This window comes from Enterovibrio coralii (genome assembly GCF_001559595.1).
Taxonomy (GTDB): domain Bacteria; phylum Pseudomonadota; class Gammaproteobacteria; order Enterobacterales; family Vibrionaceae; genus Enterovibrio; species Enterovibrio coralii.
The window spans coordinates 99,575-119,023 of the sequence record NZ_LNTY01000006.1 but is presented as its reverse complement, the minus strand read 5'-3'; the positions used below and the strand labels follow the sequence as shown (position 1 = coordinate 119,023).

Annotated in this window: 17 protein-coding genes and 5 pseudogenes; 6 read left to right on the top strand and 16 right to left on the bottom strand. The window is 48.1% G+C overall.

All coding sequences use genetic code 11. From position 1 onward, the window contains the following. Positions 1 to 46: 46 nt before the first annotated feature. The 10 genes and pseudogenes from ATN88_RS01330 to xsc form a co-directional block, all read right to left on the bottom strand. Positions 47 to 844, bottom strand: a complete 798-nt coding sequence (locus tag ATN88_RS01330; protein ID WP_067410254.1) for an FRG domain-containing protein — start codon at positions 842 to 844, stop codon at positions 47 to 49. Then, on the bottom strand, positions 841 to 1,872 hold the full coding sequence (pta, locus tag ATN88_RS01325; RefSeq protein WP_067410249.1) for a phosphate acetyltransferase: 1,032 nt from the start codon (positions 1,870 to 1,872) through the stop codon (positions 841 to 843). Before pta ends, ATN88_RS01330 begins: the two co-directional genes overlap by 4 nt. A 97-nt stretch (positions 1,873 to 1,969) precedes the next feature. After that, complete coding sequence (locus ATN88_RS28070) at positions 1,970 to 2,614, bottom strand: TRAP transporter large permease subunit (protein WP_269748084.1); 645 nt, start codon at positions 2,612 to 2,614, stop codon at positions 1,970 to 1,972. Further along, positions 2,575 to 3,098, bottom strand: a pseudogene (locus ATN88_RS28065) (TRAP transporter large permease subunit). Before ATN88_RS28065 ends, ATN88_RS28070 begins: the two are co-directional and overlap by 40 nt. Further along, on the bottom strand, positions 3,098 to 3,307 hold the full coding sequence (locus ATN88_RS26470; protein WP_232312671.1) for a hypothetical protein: 210 nt from the start codon (positions 3,305 to 3,307) through the stop codon (positions 3,098 to 3,100). Before ATN88_RS26470 ends, ATN88_RS28065 begins: the two are co-directional and overlap by 1 nt. A 39-nt stretch (positions 3,308 to 3,346) precedes the next feature. Next, positions 3,347 to 3,898 (bottom strand): TRAP transporter small permease, encoded by a 552-nt coding sequence (locus tag ATN88_RS01315; RefSeq protein ID WP_067410246.1) that lies wholly within the window; start codon positions 3,896 to 3,898, stop codon positions 3,347 to 3,349. An 84-nt stretch (positions 3,899 to 3,982) separates the two neighbouring features. Then, positions 3,983 to 4,933, bottom strand: coding sequence for a TRAP transporter substrate-binding protein (locus tag ATN88_RS01310; protein WP_408607694.1), 951 nt, complete (start codon positions 4,931 to 4,933; stop codon positions 3,983 to 3,985). Positions 4,934 to 5,192: 259 nt separating this feature from the next. Beyond that, the gene (locus ATN88_RS01305; RefSeq protein ID WP_067410239.1) at positions 5,193 to 6,644 is read right to left on the bottom strand and encodes an NAD(P)/FAD-dependent oxidoreductase; all 1,452 of its coding nucleotides are present in this window, start codon (positions 6,642 to 6,644) and stop codon (positions 5,193 to 5,195) included. Positions 6,645 to 6,673: 29 nt separating this feature from the next. After that, a pseudogene (locus ATN88_RS01300) lies at positions 6,674 to 7,104 on the bottom strand (nuclear transport factor 2 family protein). Positions 7,105 to 7,256: 152 nt separating this feature from the next. After that, positions 7,257 to 9,067 (bottom strand): annotated as a pseudogene (gene xsc, locus ATN88_RS01295) (sulfoacetaldehyde acetyltransferase). 205 nt (positions 9,068 to 9,272) lie between these two features. On the opposite strand from xsc, the gene ATN88_RS01290 reads away from it, so the two are divergent. The 4 genes from ATN88_RS01290 to ATN88_RS01280 all read left to right on the top strand — a co-directional run bounded on the left by ATN88_RS01290 (position 9,273) and on the right by ATN88_RS01280 (position 12,970). Further along, on the top strand, positions 9,273 to 10,256 hold the full coding sequence (locus ATN88_RS01290) for an AAA family ATPase (protein ID WP_067410236.1): 984 nt from the start codon (positions 9,273 to 9,275) through the stop codon (positions 10,254 to 10,256). Continuing rightward, a complete protein-coding gene (locus ATN88_RS26465; protein WP_232312670.1) occupies positions 10,253 to 11,368 on the top strand; it encodes a hypothetical protein in 1,116 nt (371 codons plus the stop codon). Before ATN88_RS01290 ends, ATN88_RS26465 begins: the two co-directional genes overlap by 4 nt. A 29-nt stretch (positions 11,369 to 11,397) precedes the next feature. Then, entirely contained in the window at positions 11,398 to 11,997 is a 600-nt protein-coding gene (locus ATN88_RS26460; RefSeq protein WP_232312669.1) for a cobaltochelatase CobT-related protein, read from the top strand. Between the two features lie 172 nt (positions 11,998 to 12,169). Beyond that, entirely contained in the window at positions 12,170 to 12,970 is an 801-nt protein-coding gene (locus ATN88_RS01280; RefSeq protein ID WP_067410233.1) for an IclR family transcriptional regulator, read from the top strand. Positions 12,971 to 13,092: 122 nt separating this feature from the next. Here ATN88_RS01280 and ATN88_RS01275 read toward each other — a convergent pair. The 5 genes and pseudogenes from ATN88_RS01275 to ATN88_RS26445 form a co-directional block, all read right to left on the bottom strand. Continuing rightward, a pseudogene (locus ATN88_RS01275) lies at positions 13,093 to 14,381 on the bottom strand (TRAP transporter large permease). A gap of 9 nt (positions 14,382 to 14,390) precedes the next feature. Then, the gene (locus ATN88_RS01270; RefSeq protein WP_067410230.1) at positions 14,391 to 14,918 is read right to left on the bottom strand and encodes a TRAP transporter small permease; all 528 of its coding nucleotides are present in this window, start codon (positions 14,916 to 14,918) and stop codon (positions 14,391 to 14,393) included. Between the two features lie 90 nt (positions 14,919 to 15,008). Beyond that, positions 15,009 to 15,503 (bottom strand): type 2 periplasmic-binding domain-containing protein, encoded by a 495-nt coding sequence (locus tag ATN88_RS26455; protein ID WP_232312668.1) that lies wholly within the window; start codon positions 15,501 to 15,503, stop codon positions 15,009 to 15,011. Next, positions 15,500 to 15,664 (bottom strand): hypothetical protein, encoded by a 165-nt coding sequence (locus ATN88_RS26450; RefSeq protein ID WP_232312667.1) that lies wholly within the window; start codon positions 15,662 to 15,664, stop codon positions 15,500 to 15,502. The genes ATN88_RS26455 and ATN88_RS26450 overlap by 4 nt, the downstream gene beginning before the upstream one ends. Beyond that, positions 15,661 to 16,269 carry a hypothetical protein gene (locus tag ATN88_RS26445; RefSeq protein WP_232312666.1) on the bottom strand — a complete coding sequence of 203 codons (609 nt, stop codon included), beginning with the start codon at positions 16,267 to 16,269 and terminating at the stop codon, positions 15,661 to 15,663. The genes ATN88_RS26450 and ATN88_RS26445 overlap by 4 nt, the downstream gene beginning before the upstream one ends. A gap of 331 nt (positions 16,270 to 16,600) precedes the next feature. Between ATN88_RS26445 and ATN88_RS28755 the strand changes: the two are divergent. Together ATN88_RS28755 and ATN88_RS28750 are read left to right on the top strand one after the other, a co-directional pair. Beyond that, positions 16,601 to 17,433 (top strand): annotated as a pseudogene (locus ATN88_RS28755) (GMC family oxidoreductase); the annotation flags it as partial. Between the two features lie 249 nt (positions 17,434 to 17,682). Beyond that, positions 17,683 to 18,213, top strand: coding sequence for a GMC family oxidoreductase (locus ATN88_RS28750; RefSeq protein WP_408607693.1), 531 nt, complete (start codon positions 17,683 to 17,685; stop codon positions 18,211 to 18,213). A 33-nt stretch (positions 18,214 to 18,246) separates the two neighbouring features. On the opposite strand, the gene ATN88_RS01255 is transcribed toward ATN88_RS28750, so the two are convergent. Then, complete coding sequence (locus tag ATN88_RS01255) at positions 18,247 to 19,014, bottom strand: IclR family transcriptional regulator (protein ID WP_067410225.1); 768 nt, start codon at positions 19,012 to 19,014, stop codon at positions 18,247 to 18,249. Positions 19,015 to 19,449: the final 435 nt, after the last annotated feature.

The following is a 19,449-nucleotide window of genomic DNA, read 5'->3' as shown; positions in this document are numbered from 1 at the left end:
GGTTTCTACTCGTAAGACTCAACTCTTGAAGGCTTAGTATTGCCCATCAATCAAAGTCAAAATCAGACACATACTTTTGCTTAAATTGCTGCAAGCTCTCGCCTGCCTCGCCCTGCATCTCAGCACCAGTGGAACGACTGTCCAGAGGCAACCAACCGTATGGGTTATTGTCGTACATTAAATTCACGTGACGACACAACCCAAACAAGTTGTTGTAAATAGAGTGTTCATTGATACCGAACTCATTGAGCTCTTGAATAATTTTGACTTTGAGATCCGGCATGATCGGGAGTTGAGTCAACGCCACATTCATTCCCGCTTCCTCCTCCAATGCTGTGAATTGAGGACGCCCCTGAACAAGGGTGGAAGCGTGCACAGTTAGCCGTTTGTTTTTGTCTACGGCTTTCCCGTAAACAGGCATGATGTGCGTTTGTGTAATCGCAAAGGGGTCATCATCCATACCCAGCTGGGGAATATCTTCTGTGTTCAACACATAGACAAGTGGCTGTGAGCCTGAGCTGTGGCAGGCATACCATAGTGCTTCATAAGGATTAATCGACCAGTCTAACAAACGTGTTTCCAAGCCAGCGTTATGGGCTTTCATAAGCAGGTGGCATGTAGATGGATTCTCAACATCGATATAGCCTAGGCCATATTCAGCGATGTGCGCTAACATCTTGGCTTCTGTTTCGACGGATTTGGTGTGACCGCGAGCCGCTTGAGGGAGCAATTTGCAACGTATGTTAGGCTGACCTCGAAACAGCACTGTTTTATGAGTGTCGGTGATCTTTTCAATTGCAGTCGTAAAGGCAGACAGTGAGTCTATATAGTTAAACTGATTCATAATTCCCTCGCATTGGAGTAGCCAACAGAGTTGTTTAGCTCTTTTTGCACGACCGTCACCGCGATAACGTTAACAATGTCATCCACGCTACAGCCCCTCGATAAATCATTCGCTGGTTTTGCCAAGCCTTGCAATAAAGGACCAATCGCAATCGCTCCTCCGACACGCTCTGCCAGCTTGTAGCAAATATTGCCCGCCTCTAGGTTTGGAAAAATGAGGACATTAGATTTCCCTTTTACATTGGAGTTAGGCAGTTTCTTCTTCGCGATATCCGCGACAATCGCCGCATCCAATTGGATATCTTCATCGATAGCAATGTCGGGCAACTGCTGCTTTACCCGTTGAGATGCCCTAACGACTTTGCTAACCGATTCGTGCTCTGCGCTGCCGCTGGTTGAAAAAGACAGCATCGCAACTTTCGGTTCTTCCATGAGTAAGGTTTCTGCATTCTTCGCCGCTGCAATAGCTATGCTCGCAAGCTCTTCGTCGGAGGGGTCAATCACCAGCCCACAATCTGAAAAAATCATCCCGCCTTTAAGGGTGTGGAACGGTTGGCACAGCATCATGAGAAAGAAGCTGGACACAATCGTGCTGGTTCCATCCAAACCAATGATTTGTATTGCACTGCGAACGACATCTTTCGTTGTGTGCACTGCCCCAGCGACTGAGCCGTCAGCGAGCCCTTTGGCCACCATAAGGTTGGCAAAATTGAGTGGCTTAAGCGTTTCTTGCAACGCTTGCTGAGGCGTGACGCCTTTCTTTGCCCGCAGATCAAGATACAACTCTGATAAAGAGGCAGTGAGCGGGCTGGATTGCGGTTCAATCACCTCAAAATCACCCAGTTGAACATTGGCTTCCTCAGCGGCCATTTGTAGCTTTTCTCTTTCACCAACCAGTACGATCTTTGCAATTCCGTTTTGTTGAGCCTGAGCGGCGGCGATAAGAATCCGTTGGTCATCGCCTTCACACAGCACAATTTTTGAGTCCAACTTCTTCGCTTTCTCAATAATGTTGTTTAACGCTTTCATCGCTAACCGCTCTCTTAACGTCTCTGTTCCAAACCCAATATCCCTGTGGGATTTTCCCAACTACCTCTATTCAAAGATTCCGTAAGTCTGATTCCTTTTATGAACCCACCAGCGAAGGAAGCCATAGAGTGAGTTGTGGGAAGAAAGCAATAACAAACACACCAAGCACCGAGGCGAAAACGAAGGGATGGATTCTTGAAGTAATTTGCTCGACGCTGGATCCGCCGATACCGGACGCGACAAAAATGTTCTCTCCCAATGGCGGCGTCGCAAAGCCAATGGATAAGGTACAAATCACCACGATACCAACATGCGTAGGGTCTGCACCTAGCATGTACATGATGGGCAGAAGCACAGGCACAATGATCATGATTGCCGCTAGCGTTTCCATAAACATGCCGATAAATAGCAGCAGCATGATGGTCAACGCCCAAACCAGATACATGTTGTCTGTCACGCTCAATAACGCATCAGCCACATGAACCGGAATTCGCTGCTCGATAAGAAGACGCCCAAAAACCGTGGCAGCGAAAAGAATCAACAGAACCCGGCCGGTTATCCATGTTGTGGTGGTCAGCGACTTAAGCACATTCTTAAATTTCAGCTCTTTATGTAAAAAGAACCCCACAAACAGCGAGTAGAAAATCGCCACCACTGCCGACTCGGTTGGCGTGAAAATACCACTATAGATGCCGCCCAATATCAGAAATGGCGCGAGAATCGACCATACACCCCGACGCAACGAGTGTTGATATCAGGAAGAGACCAAGACTCCATCAACCCTTTGTAGCCGCGACGTTTTGAGATGTAGTAGTTGGTCAATATCAAGGTTGTCGCCATGATGAATCCGGGAATAACACCTGCAATAAACAATTTGGGAATGGATACCGTGGCGAACTCGCCATGCAGGGATATCGCTTCTGGAGGTGCCATTAACCCCATCGCAGAGATACCGAAGATGACAATCGGAATGGAGGGAGGAATGATTATCCCCAAACCGCCACTTGCGGCTGTCACTGCTGACGCATAGCTTGCTTCGTATTCACGTTTTACCATTGCAGGGATCATCAACATCCCCACGCTGCCGTGGTTGCTGGCCCTGAACCGGATATCGCGCCAAAGAAAAGACAGGCAAAAACCGTTGCTGCACCCAGCCCTCCGGTTACCGGACCCGCCATGTTCTCCGCGATATCGACCAACCGGCGTGATATGCCAGACGCTTCCATCAAGGCTCCCGCCAAGACAAAAGATGGCAAAGCATCAGTGGAAAGTTCCCGACAGAGGTGAATGCGATTTGCACCAATGCAATCGGGTTTTTGTCCAAAATCAGGTAAGCCGCCATCGATGCGCCGGCCAATGAAACGGTGATGGGTGCACCAAGCACCAGCAGAACTAAAAAGCCACCAAATAAGATGAGTGTTAAATAGGCTTCCATAAACTTGAATCCCTTCTCGCTATCTTGTTACCACCGGGCCTATGGCTGCTTGGGAGTATCCGTCTTTTTTTCACTAAGTTTGCGGATCTCCTCTGCCTCAGGGTCATCATGCTCAATGCCTTTTAAACGATCGATTACGTTCCATAAAATCCGTATCGACATCAGCAAAAACGCAACAGGCAGAATCATGTAGATATACTTCATCGGAATCCCGGTCGTCTGAGATTTCCAAAACAAGTTCATCTTGTTGAAAACAAAGTCATAACTCAGGTAAACAAAGTAAAGATTGAAGGCAATCCAAAGCAGGTCAGCGATCGTTTCACAGACAGTTTTCACAACGGGAGGAAAATAGTTGAAGTGAAAAGAAACTCGGTTATGCGCGGACATTTTCGCTGCAACAACGGCACCTAAATAGGTAAACCAAACGAACAAATAGGTCGCGACTTCGTCTCCCCAAGGGATGGAGTATTGAAAAAACTGCCTAACTAAGATCTGTGTAAACAACAACGTGACAAACACCGCCAAAAACAAGCAGCAAATGTATTCTTCAATTCGGTTTAAGTGACGACGCACGGTTAACATTGTCGACATGCTCTTACTCTCAACATTCGGGCTTTAATGCTCGGTTCAATGTGAAGCTCACCGGACACCTTTTGTGTCCGGTGAAGCTATTGGCTATCGACCAAGTTGTTCTAGTGCGTTATCCAGTTTCTCCTTGCCACCGATGCTGTTGTAGAACTTCGGCCAGACAACCGTCGTCACACTCTCAATCCATGCTTTTTCATTATCTGCTGGCTCGGAAATCTCCATGCCTTTTGCTACCAGCTCCTTCTTGATGCGATCTTCCGTATTTTGAAGAAACTCAAAGCTGTGCACGGTCGCTTCCTGACCGGCCTCCAAAATGGCCTTTTGCATTTCAGGTGACTGCTCCTGGAAAACCGACTCACTGATGATGAGAGGCTCCATCGAGAAGATGTAACGGATATTGGTTACATACTTCTGTACTTCATTGAATTTCATGGCAGAAATAGTGATATAAGGGTTGTCTTGACCATCAACCACACCTTGCTGAAGGCCGGTGAAGGTTTCTGACCATGCCATGGGAGTTGGGTTGATACCCAGTGCCTGATAGGAAGCAATCATGATTTCATTGCGGGGAACACGGATTACCAGACCTTTGAGATCTTCTGGCGTTTTTACAGGGCGTTTAGAGTTAGTGAGAACGCGGAAACCAGAATAAGCCCAACCAATAATCCTGACGCCTGCATCACGTATGGTGTTCTCAACAAGCTCTTTGCCGATATCGCCTTGTGTCAGCACTCTCGCCTCTTCGGCTGACTGAATCACATAAGGCATCGTCAACAAGCCAACAGTGGGAGAAAAAGGGGTCACGTTGTTGATTGCCAAAACAGAGAAATCAAGCAAGCCAATAGCGGCATTGTTGACTGTGTCTTGCTCGGTACCTAGCTGGCCATTTGGAAAGAGGTCAACCTTAGCTTTACCACCTGTTTTATCACTGAGTTTTTCAGCAAATGTTTTGCCCAGCTCCCACTGCGTACCACCAGCAGCATCACCCAGCGCCATTTTGAATGTTTGAGCGGATAACTGCGGAGCGGTCAGCGCCATGCTGAAAGCGGTGATAATAGCGAGGACGTTACAACGAATTAATTTCATGATCTTAACCTCTTTAATTAATGTATTGGTTCTGACTTTCCTCGGGTGCTAGCCACCCAATACAGGTGGCAAAACATTGCTTTAGATTTCGGTGTTATTGTCCCAAACCACCTGATTTCTCGGTTTACAGCTGGTTTGGCGTCATGCTTGGCTCCATCAAGCAGGTGCGTGACAGCAAGTGCTTATCAACGTGCAATTCGAATGATTGTGCTTAGAGCACTTCGTCTTTTAAGTGGTACCAACGATATAGGAATCGCTGTCCTAGCCGTCGAAACGGCGCAAAATGTTCAGACTCAACAAGCTCTCTGACATTTGGATAAGGCAACCTTGACTGGAAAATGGGAAGGTTGAGATCTTTCGTATCACCCGCAATCCACTGCGCTAACCGCTTACCAGCCTGCGCGGAGTACATCACGCCATTGCCGCCATAACCCAATGCGTAATAAAGGGTCTCAGACTCGTTGGGTTGGAAGATTCTTGGCATCATGTCATGGCTCACATCCACCCACCCCCACCAGGAATAGTCGATACTGATGCCCTGCAGAGCGGGGAATTTTCGAACCATGTCCGCGTACAGCTTGTCCTCGTACTTTTGTTTTGGCGCGTCAAAACCGGTAATGGCACTACGCGAGCCAATCTGTAACCGGTTATCCGGAAGCAACCGGTAGTAATGCCGAAGGACACGGGTGTCTGTGAGGATCTGTGTTGTTCTAAAATTGCACGCCTCAATTTCTGAGGGTGTTAAAGGCCGGGTTACCATGGAATTAGACAGTATCGGCAACAGGCGGTTTTTTAGCTGTGGATGCAGGGATTGAGAAGTATAGCCCCCCGTTGCGATGCCTACGCTTTGCGCTTTTACCGTGCCATGTGGTGTTTGCAGATAGTGGATGCCTTTTCGCGTTTCCCATCCGGTCACTGGGCTAGCGGGATGCACTTTGACACCTAAAGCGCGTGCCTTTTTTAAATATCCAAAGGCCAGTTTGCCCGCATGTATGCCAATCCCCTCAGGCTCATGCAGCGCCCCTGCTGCTTCCACATCGTTGACATATTGTTCTTTGACGGTCTTGGCATCAAAAATTTGAGCATCATAATTGAACGTTTTACGAAGCAGTTGCGCCTCTTTGACGAGGCCAGGCATCACCTTCGCACGGTGAGCAATATAAAGATGTCCGCCTGGCTGGGGATCACAATCGATGTCTTTGATCAGCGATTTAAAGGTTTCCATGCCATCGACACATTCTTGATGCATGCGAAGTGCAGTGTCCAACCCCCATCGCTCAATCCACTGTGAACGCTTTAACCGACCAGAAGTACATTGGGCCTGACCGCCATTTCTGGTACTGCATCCCCAACTGGTGCGGTTCGCCTCTAAAACAGTCGCTTTAATGCCATAGTTTTCTGCTAGAAAAATAGCGGCGGTCAGTCCGGTAAACCCCGAACCGACGATCACTACATCTGCGTCAGTATCTCCGGGCAGCGGGCCGTCGTCTTCCGGTGGCGTACCCGCCGTACCAATCCAATATGATGGAGAATAATCCCTACCCTTTCCTGGCGTCGCATCCACAAGGGGATCGTAGGCTGGGTCATAAGCATCCATTGCTGACGTCGAGGAACGGGATAGCTCATTTTCGACTTCAGATATCTTTTGAGTGGCTGATTCCATTGCTTGCTCCGATATCAATTACTGAACAATCAAACCACTAAGGCAGGTCTGTCTTTGCGGAAGGCATTTTTCACCGCAATCTTGCCGCCGCGGAGCGTAAACACATCCACCATGCGCGCTTCTATCCGGCTACCATCGGGCTTTGTCGCACAAAAAGTAGATCAGTGATGGCTTTTTCCCCAGATAAAATCGTGTGTTCTGCGTCTTTCCAACACACATCAGGAAAGGTTTTCCACACTTGTTCAAATGCATTGCGGACGGCATCAAACCCCGAAATAGTGGTGCCTTGCAATTCACTACCGGCAGCCGTTAGAAAAACACAGTCCTCAGTCATAAATGTCATCAGTGCTTCAACATCATGGTCATTCCATGCTTTCGAAAACGCGTCCAAAAAGTCGGTGGTGATGGCATCTGGGTTTGCCTGAGTCATAGGGTTGTTCACGTTAAAACTCCTTTTCATCCGCGGTCAGTGCTTTACGCTTAACCTTGTTATTTTTGAAATCTGTCTCGGGTCAATATCTAAGAGAGGTCTGGCCGGACGCCCCCGGCCAAACGCTCACTCTTTATTTAATGAATTTCCACTCTCGGTGCTGTCGACTTCGCGACATCCGGTTAAACGTAATCCTGATACTTTTCTAGGAAGCGAACAGGTGTAGAAAGCGCATCACGGCGGAATGGGTCTCCCAGCTCCTGAGTACACATGATTTCAATCACCGTGGTTTTCCCTTCGTTCATCTGTTTGTCGATGGCGGCTTTGAGTGTTGGGCCAACATCTTCCAAACGATCTACAGTGACGCCTTCTGCGCCCATAGCGCGTGCAATTTCTGCGAAGCTTTGGTTATCCAGCTCGCCCGCCACAAATCGACGGTTATAAAAATCAACTTGGTTCTTTTTCTCCGCGCCCCATTGGCGGTTATGGAATACCACGGCGGTGACTGGGATGTTGTGTCGTACACAGGTCATGGTTTCAACCAGACTCATTCCCCACGCACCATCGCCGGCGTAAGAAATAGCGGGTCTGTCTGGTGCTGCCATTTTGGCCCCAATAATGGTTGGGAAAGCGTAACCACAGTTACCGAAACTCATTGCCGCAAAGAAGCTGCGGGGCTTTTCGAATCTTAGGTAGCTGTTGGCAATGGAGTTGATGTTGCCAATGTCGGTAGAAACCATGACATCCTCAGGCATGGCTTTTTCAAGCTCACGCAGGACTTGGCGCGGGTGGAGGTATTCGCCACCAGAAAATGGCGTTTCATTCGCGTTGTGCTCAATCATGTCGAGGCTGAAAGCGTCTTTTTCATGCGTCCACTCATCCAGCTCTTTTTCCCAAGCATCTTGCTCCTGTTTCATGATTCCAAGACGCTCTTCTTTATTGCTATCACATGCCAGTTCTCGCTGCTTAACCGTTCAGTCAACGCCACCGCCGCCGCTTTCGCATCGCCACAAATACCGACTGAAATTTTCTTCACCAGTCCCAGCATTTTGTTGTCAGCGTCAATCTGGATGATTTTGGCGTTCTTCGGCCAATAATCGAGACCGTGTTGTGGCAAGGTGCCAAATGGACCCAGGCGGGAACCCAAGGCAACAACAACGTCTGCTTGCGCGAGCAGTTTCATCGCCGCTTTAGAGCCTTGGTAGCCAAGAGGCCCACACCATTGTGGATGTGAAGCCGGGAAAGAGTCATTGTGCAGGTAGCTGTTTACCACTGGCGCACCTAAGCGCTCTGCCAGTGCTTTACACTCTTCAACGGCGTCGGCCATCACCACGCCACCGCCAGAAATGATTACAGGGAACTTGGCCTCAGCAAGGATATCAGCGGCCTCATTCAAACTATTCTCGCCACCAGGACCACGATCTAAACGAGCAGGTTTTGGAATTTCACAGGTGATTTCGCCATAAAAGTAGTCGCGCGGAATGTTCAGTTGCGTTGGGCCCATTTCGCTCATGGCTCTGTCAAAGCAACGTCCTGTGTACTCAGCCATTCTTGCTGGATGGGTGACATGTCCTTGGTATTTAGTGAATTCTTGGAACATTGGGAGCTGATTACACTCTTGGAATCCGCCCAAGCCCATGGTCATGGTTCCTGTTTCCGGTGTAATCATCACCACTGGACTGTGTGCCCAGTAAGCCGCCGCTATCGCAGTCACACAGTTACTGATCCCTGGGCCATTCTGACCAATCACCACCCCATGATTCCCTGAAACACGTGAGTAACCATCTGCCATGTGCGCCGCACCTTGCTCGTGAACGACCGGGATCATTTGAATGCCCGCAGGCGCGAAGATATCCATCGCATCCATGAATGCAGAACCCATGATGCCAAACATCGTTGTGACGTTGTTTGCGACCAATGTTTCCACAAAAGCTTCTGATGGCGTCATCTTGGTTGGACCTTCAACAACAGTGCGCATCGATGATTCACTCATTATGTTCTCCTTGCTAAATTTCATATTATGGAATTAAATGTTTCGTTATGCGGAATTTGAAATTTAGTTAATGCCATGTTCCGGGATTGGTCAACCCTAAATTTAAATAACGGAATTATTGGTATCGAAATTCTCACCAGCGAGAAATTGCCTCGTTGGTAAAAAACAAAAGAAGGCTCGCTAAAGGTCTAATAAAGGAGGAAAAATGGAGAGGGCGATGTTGCAAGGACCCGATATCCAGGTGTCGGCCAACGAAGTATTCAATATTGATACACGCATACTTGTACCCGCTTTTTCCTGCACCAGCGAGTTGGTCCCTAAAATCGACCCTGACTATGTCTTCAACCCAGAAGTGACCACCGCGATTCTCGCGGGCTTCGCTCACAACCGAAGGACACTGATTCAGGGGCTACATGGCACGGGTAAATCCACCCACATTGAGCAAGTTGCCGCCCGGCTTAACTGGCCTTGCTTGAGGATTAATCTTGATGGGCATATCAGTCGATTGGACTTGGTAGGAAAAGATACCCTAGTAATCAGAGACGAAAAGCAGGTCACCGAGTTCCAAGACGGCATTCTGCCTTGGTCTGCAACCCGACCCATCGCGCTGATCCTCGATGAATATGACGCTGGCAGACCCGATGTCATGTTTGTTATTCAGCGCTTGCTTGAGAAAGAGGGAAAGCTTGTCCTGACAGACAAAAACCGCGTGATAGAACCTCATCCTTCATTCCGCCTTTTTGCCACAGCCAACACCGTCGGTTTAGGCAATTTACAGGGCCTTTATCATGGCACTCAGGTGTTAAATCAGGCACAGATCGACCGATGGAATCTGGTTGCCACACTCAACTACCTTGAGCCAGAAACCGAGGCCAACATTGTTCTTGCCCGTGTCCCATCAAAAAACACAGAACGCGGACGAAAGCTGGTGGCGCAAATGGTCGAGGTCGCCAACCTGACGCGTAAAGCGTTTTCAACCGGTGAAACATCAACGCTAATGTCACCACGAACCGTGATTACATGGGCGGAGAATTGCGAAATATTCAGTGACCCTAAGACGGCTTTTCGTCTCACCTTCCTCAATAAATGTGATGAAGCCGAATGGCCAATCATCAACGAGCTTTATCAACGCTGTTTTAATGAGGACATATTAGAGCGTCACTCCACTTTTACAGGGACTGAAAGATGAGTCGCACTCACCACTCTGAGCCCGCACCTTTTACCCGAGCCCAACAGCGGAGGCGAGAACTCACTTTGGCAACTATCCGCTCGGAAACGGGCAACCCCGAGCTCAAGCTTCGTGGTGAGCACCTATACAAAGGGACTGTGTATGTACCGATTTCCGCCGCTCACTTACAGGCTTATGATCTTTCCCACGATGCACAAGCACAGCGCGGGCGCGCAGATGCAATTTCAGCACGCCTCTTATTCAGCGATGCTGAGATACACCGCTCAATCATGCCTTCAGATCCTGTTGCTGGTATGCTGTTCGACCTGCTGGAACAGTTTCGTACTGAAGCCCTTCTCAGCAGCAACCACCAGCCAGGCACTCGACAAAATATTCGCCATCGGTTTAACGTTTGGAGCAGGCTTGCCTTGCACGCGAACTTGCTGGAAACAAAGCTCGGTATCTTGATTTTTACTGTGATACAAGTTGCCCGTTCACGCCTGTTTTCAACGCCCATCGACTCGGAAATTGAAGACTTAATCGAGGCTACCCGCGCGGGCATCACACCGATTTTAGGTCCTGAACTGGCAGGGCTTCGTCGTCATAGAAATCATCAAACCCTTTACGGTCAACACGCGTTGTCACTGGCAGAGAAAGTGTCCGACATGGTGAGTAAATGCGAGAACAATGATGATGACAATGAAAGAAGTGAGCAGATCCTCAGTGCTTTTCCTCTGCTACTCAGCACGGATACCGACGCAGACAACACCTACTCCTCTGTCTCTGGGGGAAACAGCAAGTCATTTGAAATGCACCGTCTTCAATATCGCGTTTTCAACCGGGAATTCGATGTCGAGGTAGACGCATCCAGCTTGGTGAGAAAAGCACAGCTTGCAGAATTTCGTTCTCACCTCGATAAACGCTTTCATCAATTGGGACTGAATCTTCGGGAAATTGCCAGACGACTGCTGCTTTGTCTAAACCAAAAAACACGCGATGGCTGGCAGTTCGAAGAGGAAGAAGGATACATCGACGGAAGTCGCCTTCCACAAGTTGTCTCATCCCCAATGGAAAGGCGTGTATTTATCAAAGAGCACTTTGTTGAACGCCTGATAGCACTGTCACCATATTGATTGATTGCTCTGGCTCCATGAGACAGCACATGGAAAACATTATCCATCTTGTTGATGGTCTTGTCAGGGCACTCGGTATTGGAGGCGTGCCTACAGAGGTTCTCGGATATACAACCCAGACTTGGAATGGCGGCAGGCCATACAAAAAGTGGCTAATGACAGGCAAGCAAGCAATGCCCGGAAGAATGAATGAAGTCTGCCATTTGGTTTTTAAAGATGCAGGAACGCATTGGCGTCAAGGCTCTAAAAACCTTGCTGCACTGATGAAAGGAGATATTTTCCGCGAAGGTATTGATGGAGAAGCGATCGAATGGGCCTGCACAAGATCGCATCAAATAGCCGCCTCAAAACACGTTTTTCTGGTGATATCTGATGGTAGCCCGATGGATACTGCCACCAACCTGACAAACGACGACTTCTATTTGGATAATCACCTCAAACACGTCGTTGCAAGCAGAGAAAAACAGGGAGATATCATCACTGCGATCGGCGTTGGTGTCGACCTCAGCCGCTTTTATCCCCTTAATTTAACGTTAGATATCGACTTCCAGCCTGATAGTGCAACGTTAAACGATGTCGTGACTCTGATTGCAGAATCTGTGAGGCGACCCATTGGCAACAAGAGGTGATAAACGCCGTGGTTTACTCAGAAATACCGAAAAAGATTAGCCATCGCCAAATTTCATTTTTCAAGATGCTTTGTTGTCATTTTTCAGATTTTTGATATACATGGCGAGTCGACACCTAAACGACCTGAAAATGCAGGATTCAAGTTGTTTGGGTATAGAGAAAGGGAGAATCATGAAAACGAAGAACAAACCTGACTTAGCCGTTGTGGACGGCGACACACCAACGTTACGTCTATTTTCATTGCTGGAACTCATTGCCCAAAAAGATGAGTTTTTCTCACTACAAGATCTCACCGAAGAAACCAACATCCCAAAGCCTTCGCTGCATCGGATGCTTCAACAGCTAGAAAGTGCCGGCATCATCCAGCGTGACGGTGACGAAAGACATTACGGAAAAGGCGCGAGACTGCGTCATATGGCAGAGAATGTCTTGCTCAACTCCACCACGCACAGTGCACGACACAACCTGTTGAGCCAATTGAGGGATGAAGTGGGTGAAAGCTGTAACCTGACCTCGTTATCCGGCGGAGAAGTAATCTACGTCGACCGTGTTGAAACCGAAGCACCGCTGCGTTTCCATTTGCATCCAGGTTCGAGAGTGCCCGTGCACTGTTCAGCAACAGGTAAGCTGTTTCTGGCAAATATGACGCCTTCTCAGCGTCGAAGACTGCTTGGTAACTCGGAATTGACGGCGTTTACTGAGAAAACGATAACCGATATGGGCTCTCTTGAAAAAGAGCTGGAAAACGTTCGAGCCTGTGGTTACGCCATCGACAATGAGGAATTTCTCCCGGGCCTGTTGTGTGTAGCCATTCTTGTGCCTTCCAAACGCGGCAAGTCCAATCTTGCAGTCGCCATTCAGGCACCTATCATGCGACTGAAAGCCGACCAAGCGTTACATTTCCTGCCTGCACTACAAAGGGCATCTCTGGCGTTTTCGAAGATCGAGGACGAAAGCTGGGGCGAAGACTGATTCCCCTGAGCAATTGAAAGATAGGTCAAGCACTAGATCCCAATCTTTATTCTTGGTCAGAAATTAAAACGGCACTGTCAACCAGTGCCGTTTTCGATTACTTCTTACTTTTGTGGTGAAAGCTAACCCACTGCTGAAAACTGTACTAAATAGGTCGACAGCGGCGGCCAGAAAGCGATGATCATCCATGCCACCATCAGTGCAAACAGGTAAGGCATTACGTATTTCACAATGGTGAAATACGGTATTCCTGTGATTCCACTGGCAACGTACAGATTCAAGCCATATGGTGGCGTGATAAAGCCAATGGCATCTCCGACCAAAAAGATCACAGCGAAATGGATCGGGTCCACCCCCACGCTGTATGCAATAGGCGCGAGTATAGGCGCAAGAATGATGGTGTTTGGAAGGCTTTCTAACACGGTTCCCGCCAACAGCACCAACATCATGCAGGCAATCAACACAAATGTTGGATCCCCAATAGCAGACATCCATCCGCGCACCACTTCACCTGCCCCCAACAAAGACAACAACTGTTGCATCACGACTGAAATGGCAATCAATGGTGCCAGCATGCCCGTGATTTGTCCTGAACGCAGTAAGATGTTCGGCAACTCACGTAGCTTAATTTGTCGCGTGATCAGGACGCCCGCAATCAAACAAAAACCCACCGTAACACCGGCAGCTTCCGTCGGAGAAAAGGCGCCAGAATAGATACCGTATATCACAATGCCGATGGCAATTAAGCCAAGATAGGCTTTTAAACCAGTCTGAAAAATGCGCTTAGCTCGAACTTGATTAAGTTGCCCCATCCGTTCTTCTTACAAACGATGTAGCACGCCAACTGCATGGCAATCACCATCAATAAACCCGGCAGCATCCCACCCACGAACAAATCGCTGATCGAAAGATCGAGCAAGAAGCCATAAACAATGAAGATGATACTCGGTGGAATGATGATTCCGACTGTGCCACCTGCAGCCGCCGTGGCCGCAGCAAAACGTTCATCATAATTACTCTTTGCCATTTCAGGCTGCATGATTGAACCGATGGTCGCTGTTGTGCCGGCATTGGAGCCTGATATGGCGGCGAACATACCGCACGCCCCAATGGTGGCCATTCCTAAGCCCCCTCTCACCCATCCGAGTATGGAATATGCGAAGTCAGACATGCGCTTAGCGATACCCGCTGCATTGATTAAATCACCGGTCATGATGAACAGCGGCAAAGCCAACAGGCCAAAGAAATTCAAACCTTCAAACAAGGTCACGCCAATATTGGCAAGGGTAAAATCGATCACGAGACTACAACCGACAACCCAAAAACCAATCACAAGAAAAATAGGGACGCCGATGATAAATAGCAGTGTGACTCCGAGAGAAATCAGCGTGATCAGTGTGCCGTCTTCCATATCCTGCTCCTAATCCAGTAATGACGCTTGGAGCACAAAGGGCTCTTTACGCTGATATTGCTTTATGTCTTGCGCCAAGTTTTGCAGTACGCGGATCACGATCAATCCCCACGCGAGAGGCGTAGCAAGATAAAACCACCATTCCATGACGTCATCGGTTCCGCCGACAATGGCGAAGTTGTCGTAGGCGATATAAGTTTGATTCGTTGCGTGGTAAATAACGATGATGGCGAAGACAATCCAAAGCACCGCATCTAGCACTAAACAGTAAAATTGAAACTTGTACGAGAGCCGGGAACGAATCTCGGTTAAGGCAAGATGTGTGCGTTTCTTGATATTGTATGAAGCGCCAAACCAGGTCACCCATAAGAAAAGCAGTACCGGTACCGTGGTACTCCATGGAACTTGTTGGTTGAACAGAAACCGCCGAACGACCTCTACAAATATAATTCCAGCCATACTTGAATAAGTGATCAAGATGATGACCTTTTCCGTGTTTTCATCTAACCATTTGAGCAAGGTTTGTAGCGGTTTCATCCTGACCTCACATGCTTTGCAGTAAAGACACGAACAGGCCTGTTTGAGGATGTAATTTCACATCCACAAGCAGGCACTGTACGACCCTATTTAGCTCGTCCACCAACGTTGTGGTGGCACATTGACAGTGGAAGTATCGCGCGGGATTTCTCGCGCAATATCGTAGATTTCTTGGTATGTGTCGTAACCACCTGACCATTTATTCAAACGCTCACGCCACTGCTCCCAAGGTTCTGGGTTGAATTCTGGAGAACACATTTCTTCCGCTTTACGCAGTTCAGCATCCGACAAGGTAGCGACGCGGGTGTTGTTTTCGGCGAAGATAGTCCCCGCACGAGGTGGATTCGTTGCGCCGATAACGTCCGTCAGTGCAGCTTCATTCATGCCTTGTGTGAATATCTGCGCGACATACGCGGATTCCATGACATCGTCTTGGAGATCAGAGCCCAACTTATCGAAAACAGGTAAGCTCATTGCAGTGTGCTCTGTACCGCAGAAAAACTTGAGGTCGACACACTGCGACACCACAGGTGCCATACCTGCATAAGCCACTGCCCCCATCCAAGTTTCTGCGCCGTCGATCAACCTTGCTTCAATCCATCTAAGGTTTCTTCCCATGCTATCGGGACGGGATTGAGGTTCATCAATTGCATGGCGATACGTCCTAATTGCGTCCCCGTGACACGGTTCTTCGTACCCGCCAACTGATCAACGGAGGTGACAAGCGGCTTGTCTTTCCATTTCAACCCCAGCTGGATACCTCGCAGCTCGCAATGGGTAAACAAGAACTGCATTTTGTGACGTTGACGTAATGGCTCCCTAAAGAGAGGTTCACTTTTCTTGCTGTAGAAAAAGTGAAATTGAGACGCGCGGGAGGGGAACATGTAGCATAGTCCAGCACATTGAGATACGGCGCACCACCCGCAGAATTTTGGGTTGAGGCAGAATAAATGTCGATGATGCCCTGCTGTGTTTTCTTCACACAGTTGGTTTGCCCGCAAATCTGGTTGCTGCCAATAAACTCAACACGAATTGCGCCGTTTGTTCGCTCTTCCAGATCTCTGGCAAAGAAAAGTTGGGCTGATTTTTGGATATCGAGGTTCTTCTCGTTGAACCCCGCAGCACCAAATTTAAGCTGGAATTTCGGCTGTGTAGAATAACGTTCCTTTTGGGTACTTTCGGCTGCTCTTGCCAGCGAAGATACGGTGGCACCTGCTCCCAATGTCCCTGCTGCGATGAGGGTTGAGGTCATCCCAAAATGGGCAGACACCTTCATAAAGTCTCGCCGCGTTAATTTCTCCCGATTTTTGCTCATGCTCGCACTCCTTTGTGTTGGCTGTCGCTCAAACATTTACGCTGGCATGCCCACCTTGACGTTTTTGAACAGAGCATTCTGGATTCATTCATCACGCTCTGAAATTCAAGCAATCCAACGTTCAGCGGAAAATTTTTGCTCCGAATATCTATCAAAGCTTCAATCACCCCATGTTAACGAATGGTTAAATTTTGAACCGGAACATTCCATTTATGGCATAGAAAAACCAAAATTCAAGCCTTGACTATAAAAATCGAGATAACTAGTCTCATATTTTAATGTTTGAGAATTTTGGATTTCACATTGCATTGAGAGGATGCCGTCTTGAATACACGACATTTCCTCGCGAACAGGGAGAAGGGAAAAGATGGGATTATCTTCAAATCATTACGATTTTATCGTGGTTGGTGCTGGTTCAGCGGGGTGTGTACTCGCCAATCGTCTGTCTAAAAACCCTTCTATTCGCGTGCTTTTGATAGAAGCAGGCGGTAAAGATAACAATCCCTGGTTGCATATCCCTGTGGGGTATTTCAAAACCATGCATAACCCAAAAACGGATTGGTGCTATGTCACTGAGCCTGATCCCGGTATTAATTCACGCCAATTGCAATGGCCAAGGGGAAAAGTGCTTGGAGGGTCAAGTGCACTAAATGCTTATTGTATGTTCGTGGGCAAGCGGAGGATTATGACCAGTGGGCGGCACTTGGAAACCAAGGTTGGTCTTATCAAGATGTGTTGCCCTACTTCAAAAAATCCGAAGATCAGGAGCGTGGTTCAGATGATTTTCATGGCGTAAATGGTCCACAAAAAGTCAGCGACTTGCGTTTGCGTCGCCCGATTGCGGATCATTTTATCAACGCAGCAATCAAGCTTGGCATTCCCTATAACCCGGATTGCAATGGTGCGGTTCAAGAAGGTGTCGGCTACTTCCAACAAACCGCATACAAAGGCTTTCGCTGGAGTACCGCAAAATCCTTCTTACGCCCCGCTAAACAAAGAAAAAATCTCGATATTTTAACCAAGCATCATGTATCGAAAGTGCTGTTTGAGAACAAAACCGCTGTCGGTGTGGAAGTGTTAAAGGACGGCATAAAAAAGCGAATTGCGGCAAGTCGAGAAGTGATCTTGAGCGCAGGTGCAATTGGGTCGCCGCAGTTGCTCCAGCTTTCAGGAATAGGCCCCGCCTCCCTGCTTAACTCTCTCAACATTCCAGTGGTACATGACTTACCCGGCGTTGGCGAAAATCTACAGGATCATCTGCAAGTCCGATTGGTTTTTAAAACCAGCGAACGCACGCTGAATGACGAGTTGAATAGCCTCACGAAACGAGCACTGGTGGCATTGCAATACCTCTTTAACCGCACTGGCCCACTGACTCTGGCAGCAAGCCAAGTCACCATATTCACACAATCCGATCCCGCTTTAACGCGCCCTGATATTCAGTTTCACATGCAACCACTGAGTGCAGACAAGCCGGGGGATGGCGTACACCCCTTCTCTGCGTTTACTGCGTCAGTGTGTCAACTTCGTCCCTACAGTCGCGGGACAGTAAAAATCACATCGACAGATCCCTTAAAGCATCCGGCCATTCAACCCTGCTATTTGTCTGACGAGCGCGACCAAACAGTCATCATCAATGCCATCAAAGTCGCAAGAAAGATTGCGAATACACCTCCGCTTTCTGAGCATGTATTGAGCGAATATGTACCCGGCGAAAAGTTCCAGACGGACGAAGAGTTGTTAACGGCAGCGAGGGAGTTCAGCCAAACCATTTATCACCCAACAAGCACCTGCAAAATGGGCGTTGATGAAATGGCAGTGGTAAACGCAAGGTTACAAGTTTATGGCGTAGAGAATTTACGCGTCGTCGATGCGTCGATCATGCCAGAAATCGCTTCTGGCAACACAAATGCACCGACCATCATGATTGCAGAAAAGGCTTCTGACATGATTCTGGAAGACAATGGGTTCACTCTCTAATGGGCGACCCACTCCCAAGAAAATCAGCTCACGTTACTCGTCTTCAATGCCGAATTCCGCCACGGCTAAACGCTGTGCTGCACGGCGAAGTAGGGGCAAATATTGTCTTAGCTCTTCCGTTGTCTTACGTGCAGAGGGCGCGTGAACAGCAACCGTAAAAACGACGCGGTTTTCGTTGTTAATCACCGGAACCGCAATAGCCACCATGTCATCAAGAAACTCGCCAGAGTCTGTACCAACACCATCTTCAGCGATCTTCGCCAAATGCGCTTCCAACTGAACGGTATCTGTGATGGTTTGTGAGGTTTCTCGGGTGAGGCTCATACTTTTTAGCAGACGCTTACGCGTTGTCGCTTTCATATCAGCAAGGAACAGTTTGCCCGAGGCAGTGCAATGTAGAGGGAAATTCGCACCAACGGGTAAATGAATGCGATAAGGCCAGTTGGTTTCTACCCGTTCAAGATAGAGAATTTGATAGCCGTCTAAGATGGTCAGATTACACGTTTCACCTATTTCGTCAGAAAGCTCTTTCAAAATGGTATAGCGATGTGCATTGATAGAAGAGTTTTTGAGTGTGCCTCTCGCCAGATCCAGCAAGCGAGCCCCCGCCGTAAAGCGTTTGCCGTCAGGTTCGCGCTGAAGTAATCCCTCTTCTTCGAGTTGTTGCGCGATACGGTGAACAGTTTGTTTTGGGAGATCCAGCTCTTCCGCTAGATAAACACTGGAGAGTGGCTTTTCAGCTTTCACAATTTTTTCAAGGATATGGAAGCCACGAATAAGCGTTGACTGTGTTTCTTTCATTCTGCCCTTCCGTTTGTCGTTTGTTCTTTATTGGGAACATGAGAAATGAAACATCAAATTATCTTGATTTTATTAAGCTTCAACGACATTCGCCAACTCACTCCCAATAATTGAGACATTGAGTCCTGAATATCAACCAATCGTATTGTTTAGTGGCAATCAAGTGTAATGAAAGACCGTTGTCACTCATGCCCCCAACCCTTTGGCATCTCGACAACAAGGTGCTTTTTGTTGTTCTTAACTATGTTTCTCCCACAAAAAAGCCGCTGATTTTCATCAGCGGCTTTTTCAATTCAGTTCAGCGTTGGTCGCTTACTTAGCAAACTCAGCAGCTTGTGAGGCGATAACGAATTCTTCGTTTGTAGGGTTTCTATTCGCGCTACGCAAATAAGTTTTTCCTTAATTAGGCATTACACCTTCATATAAAAAGTAACA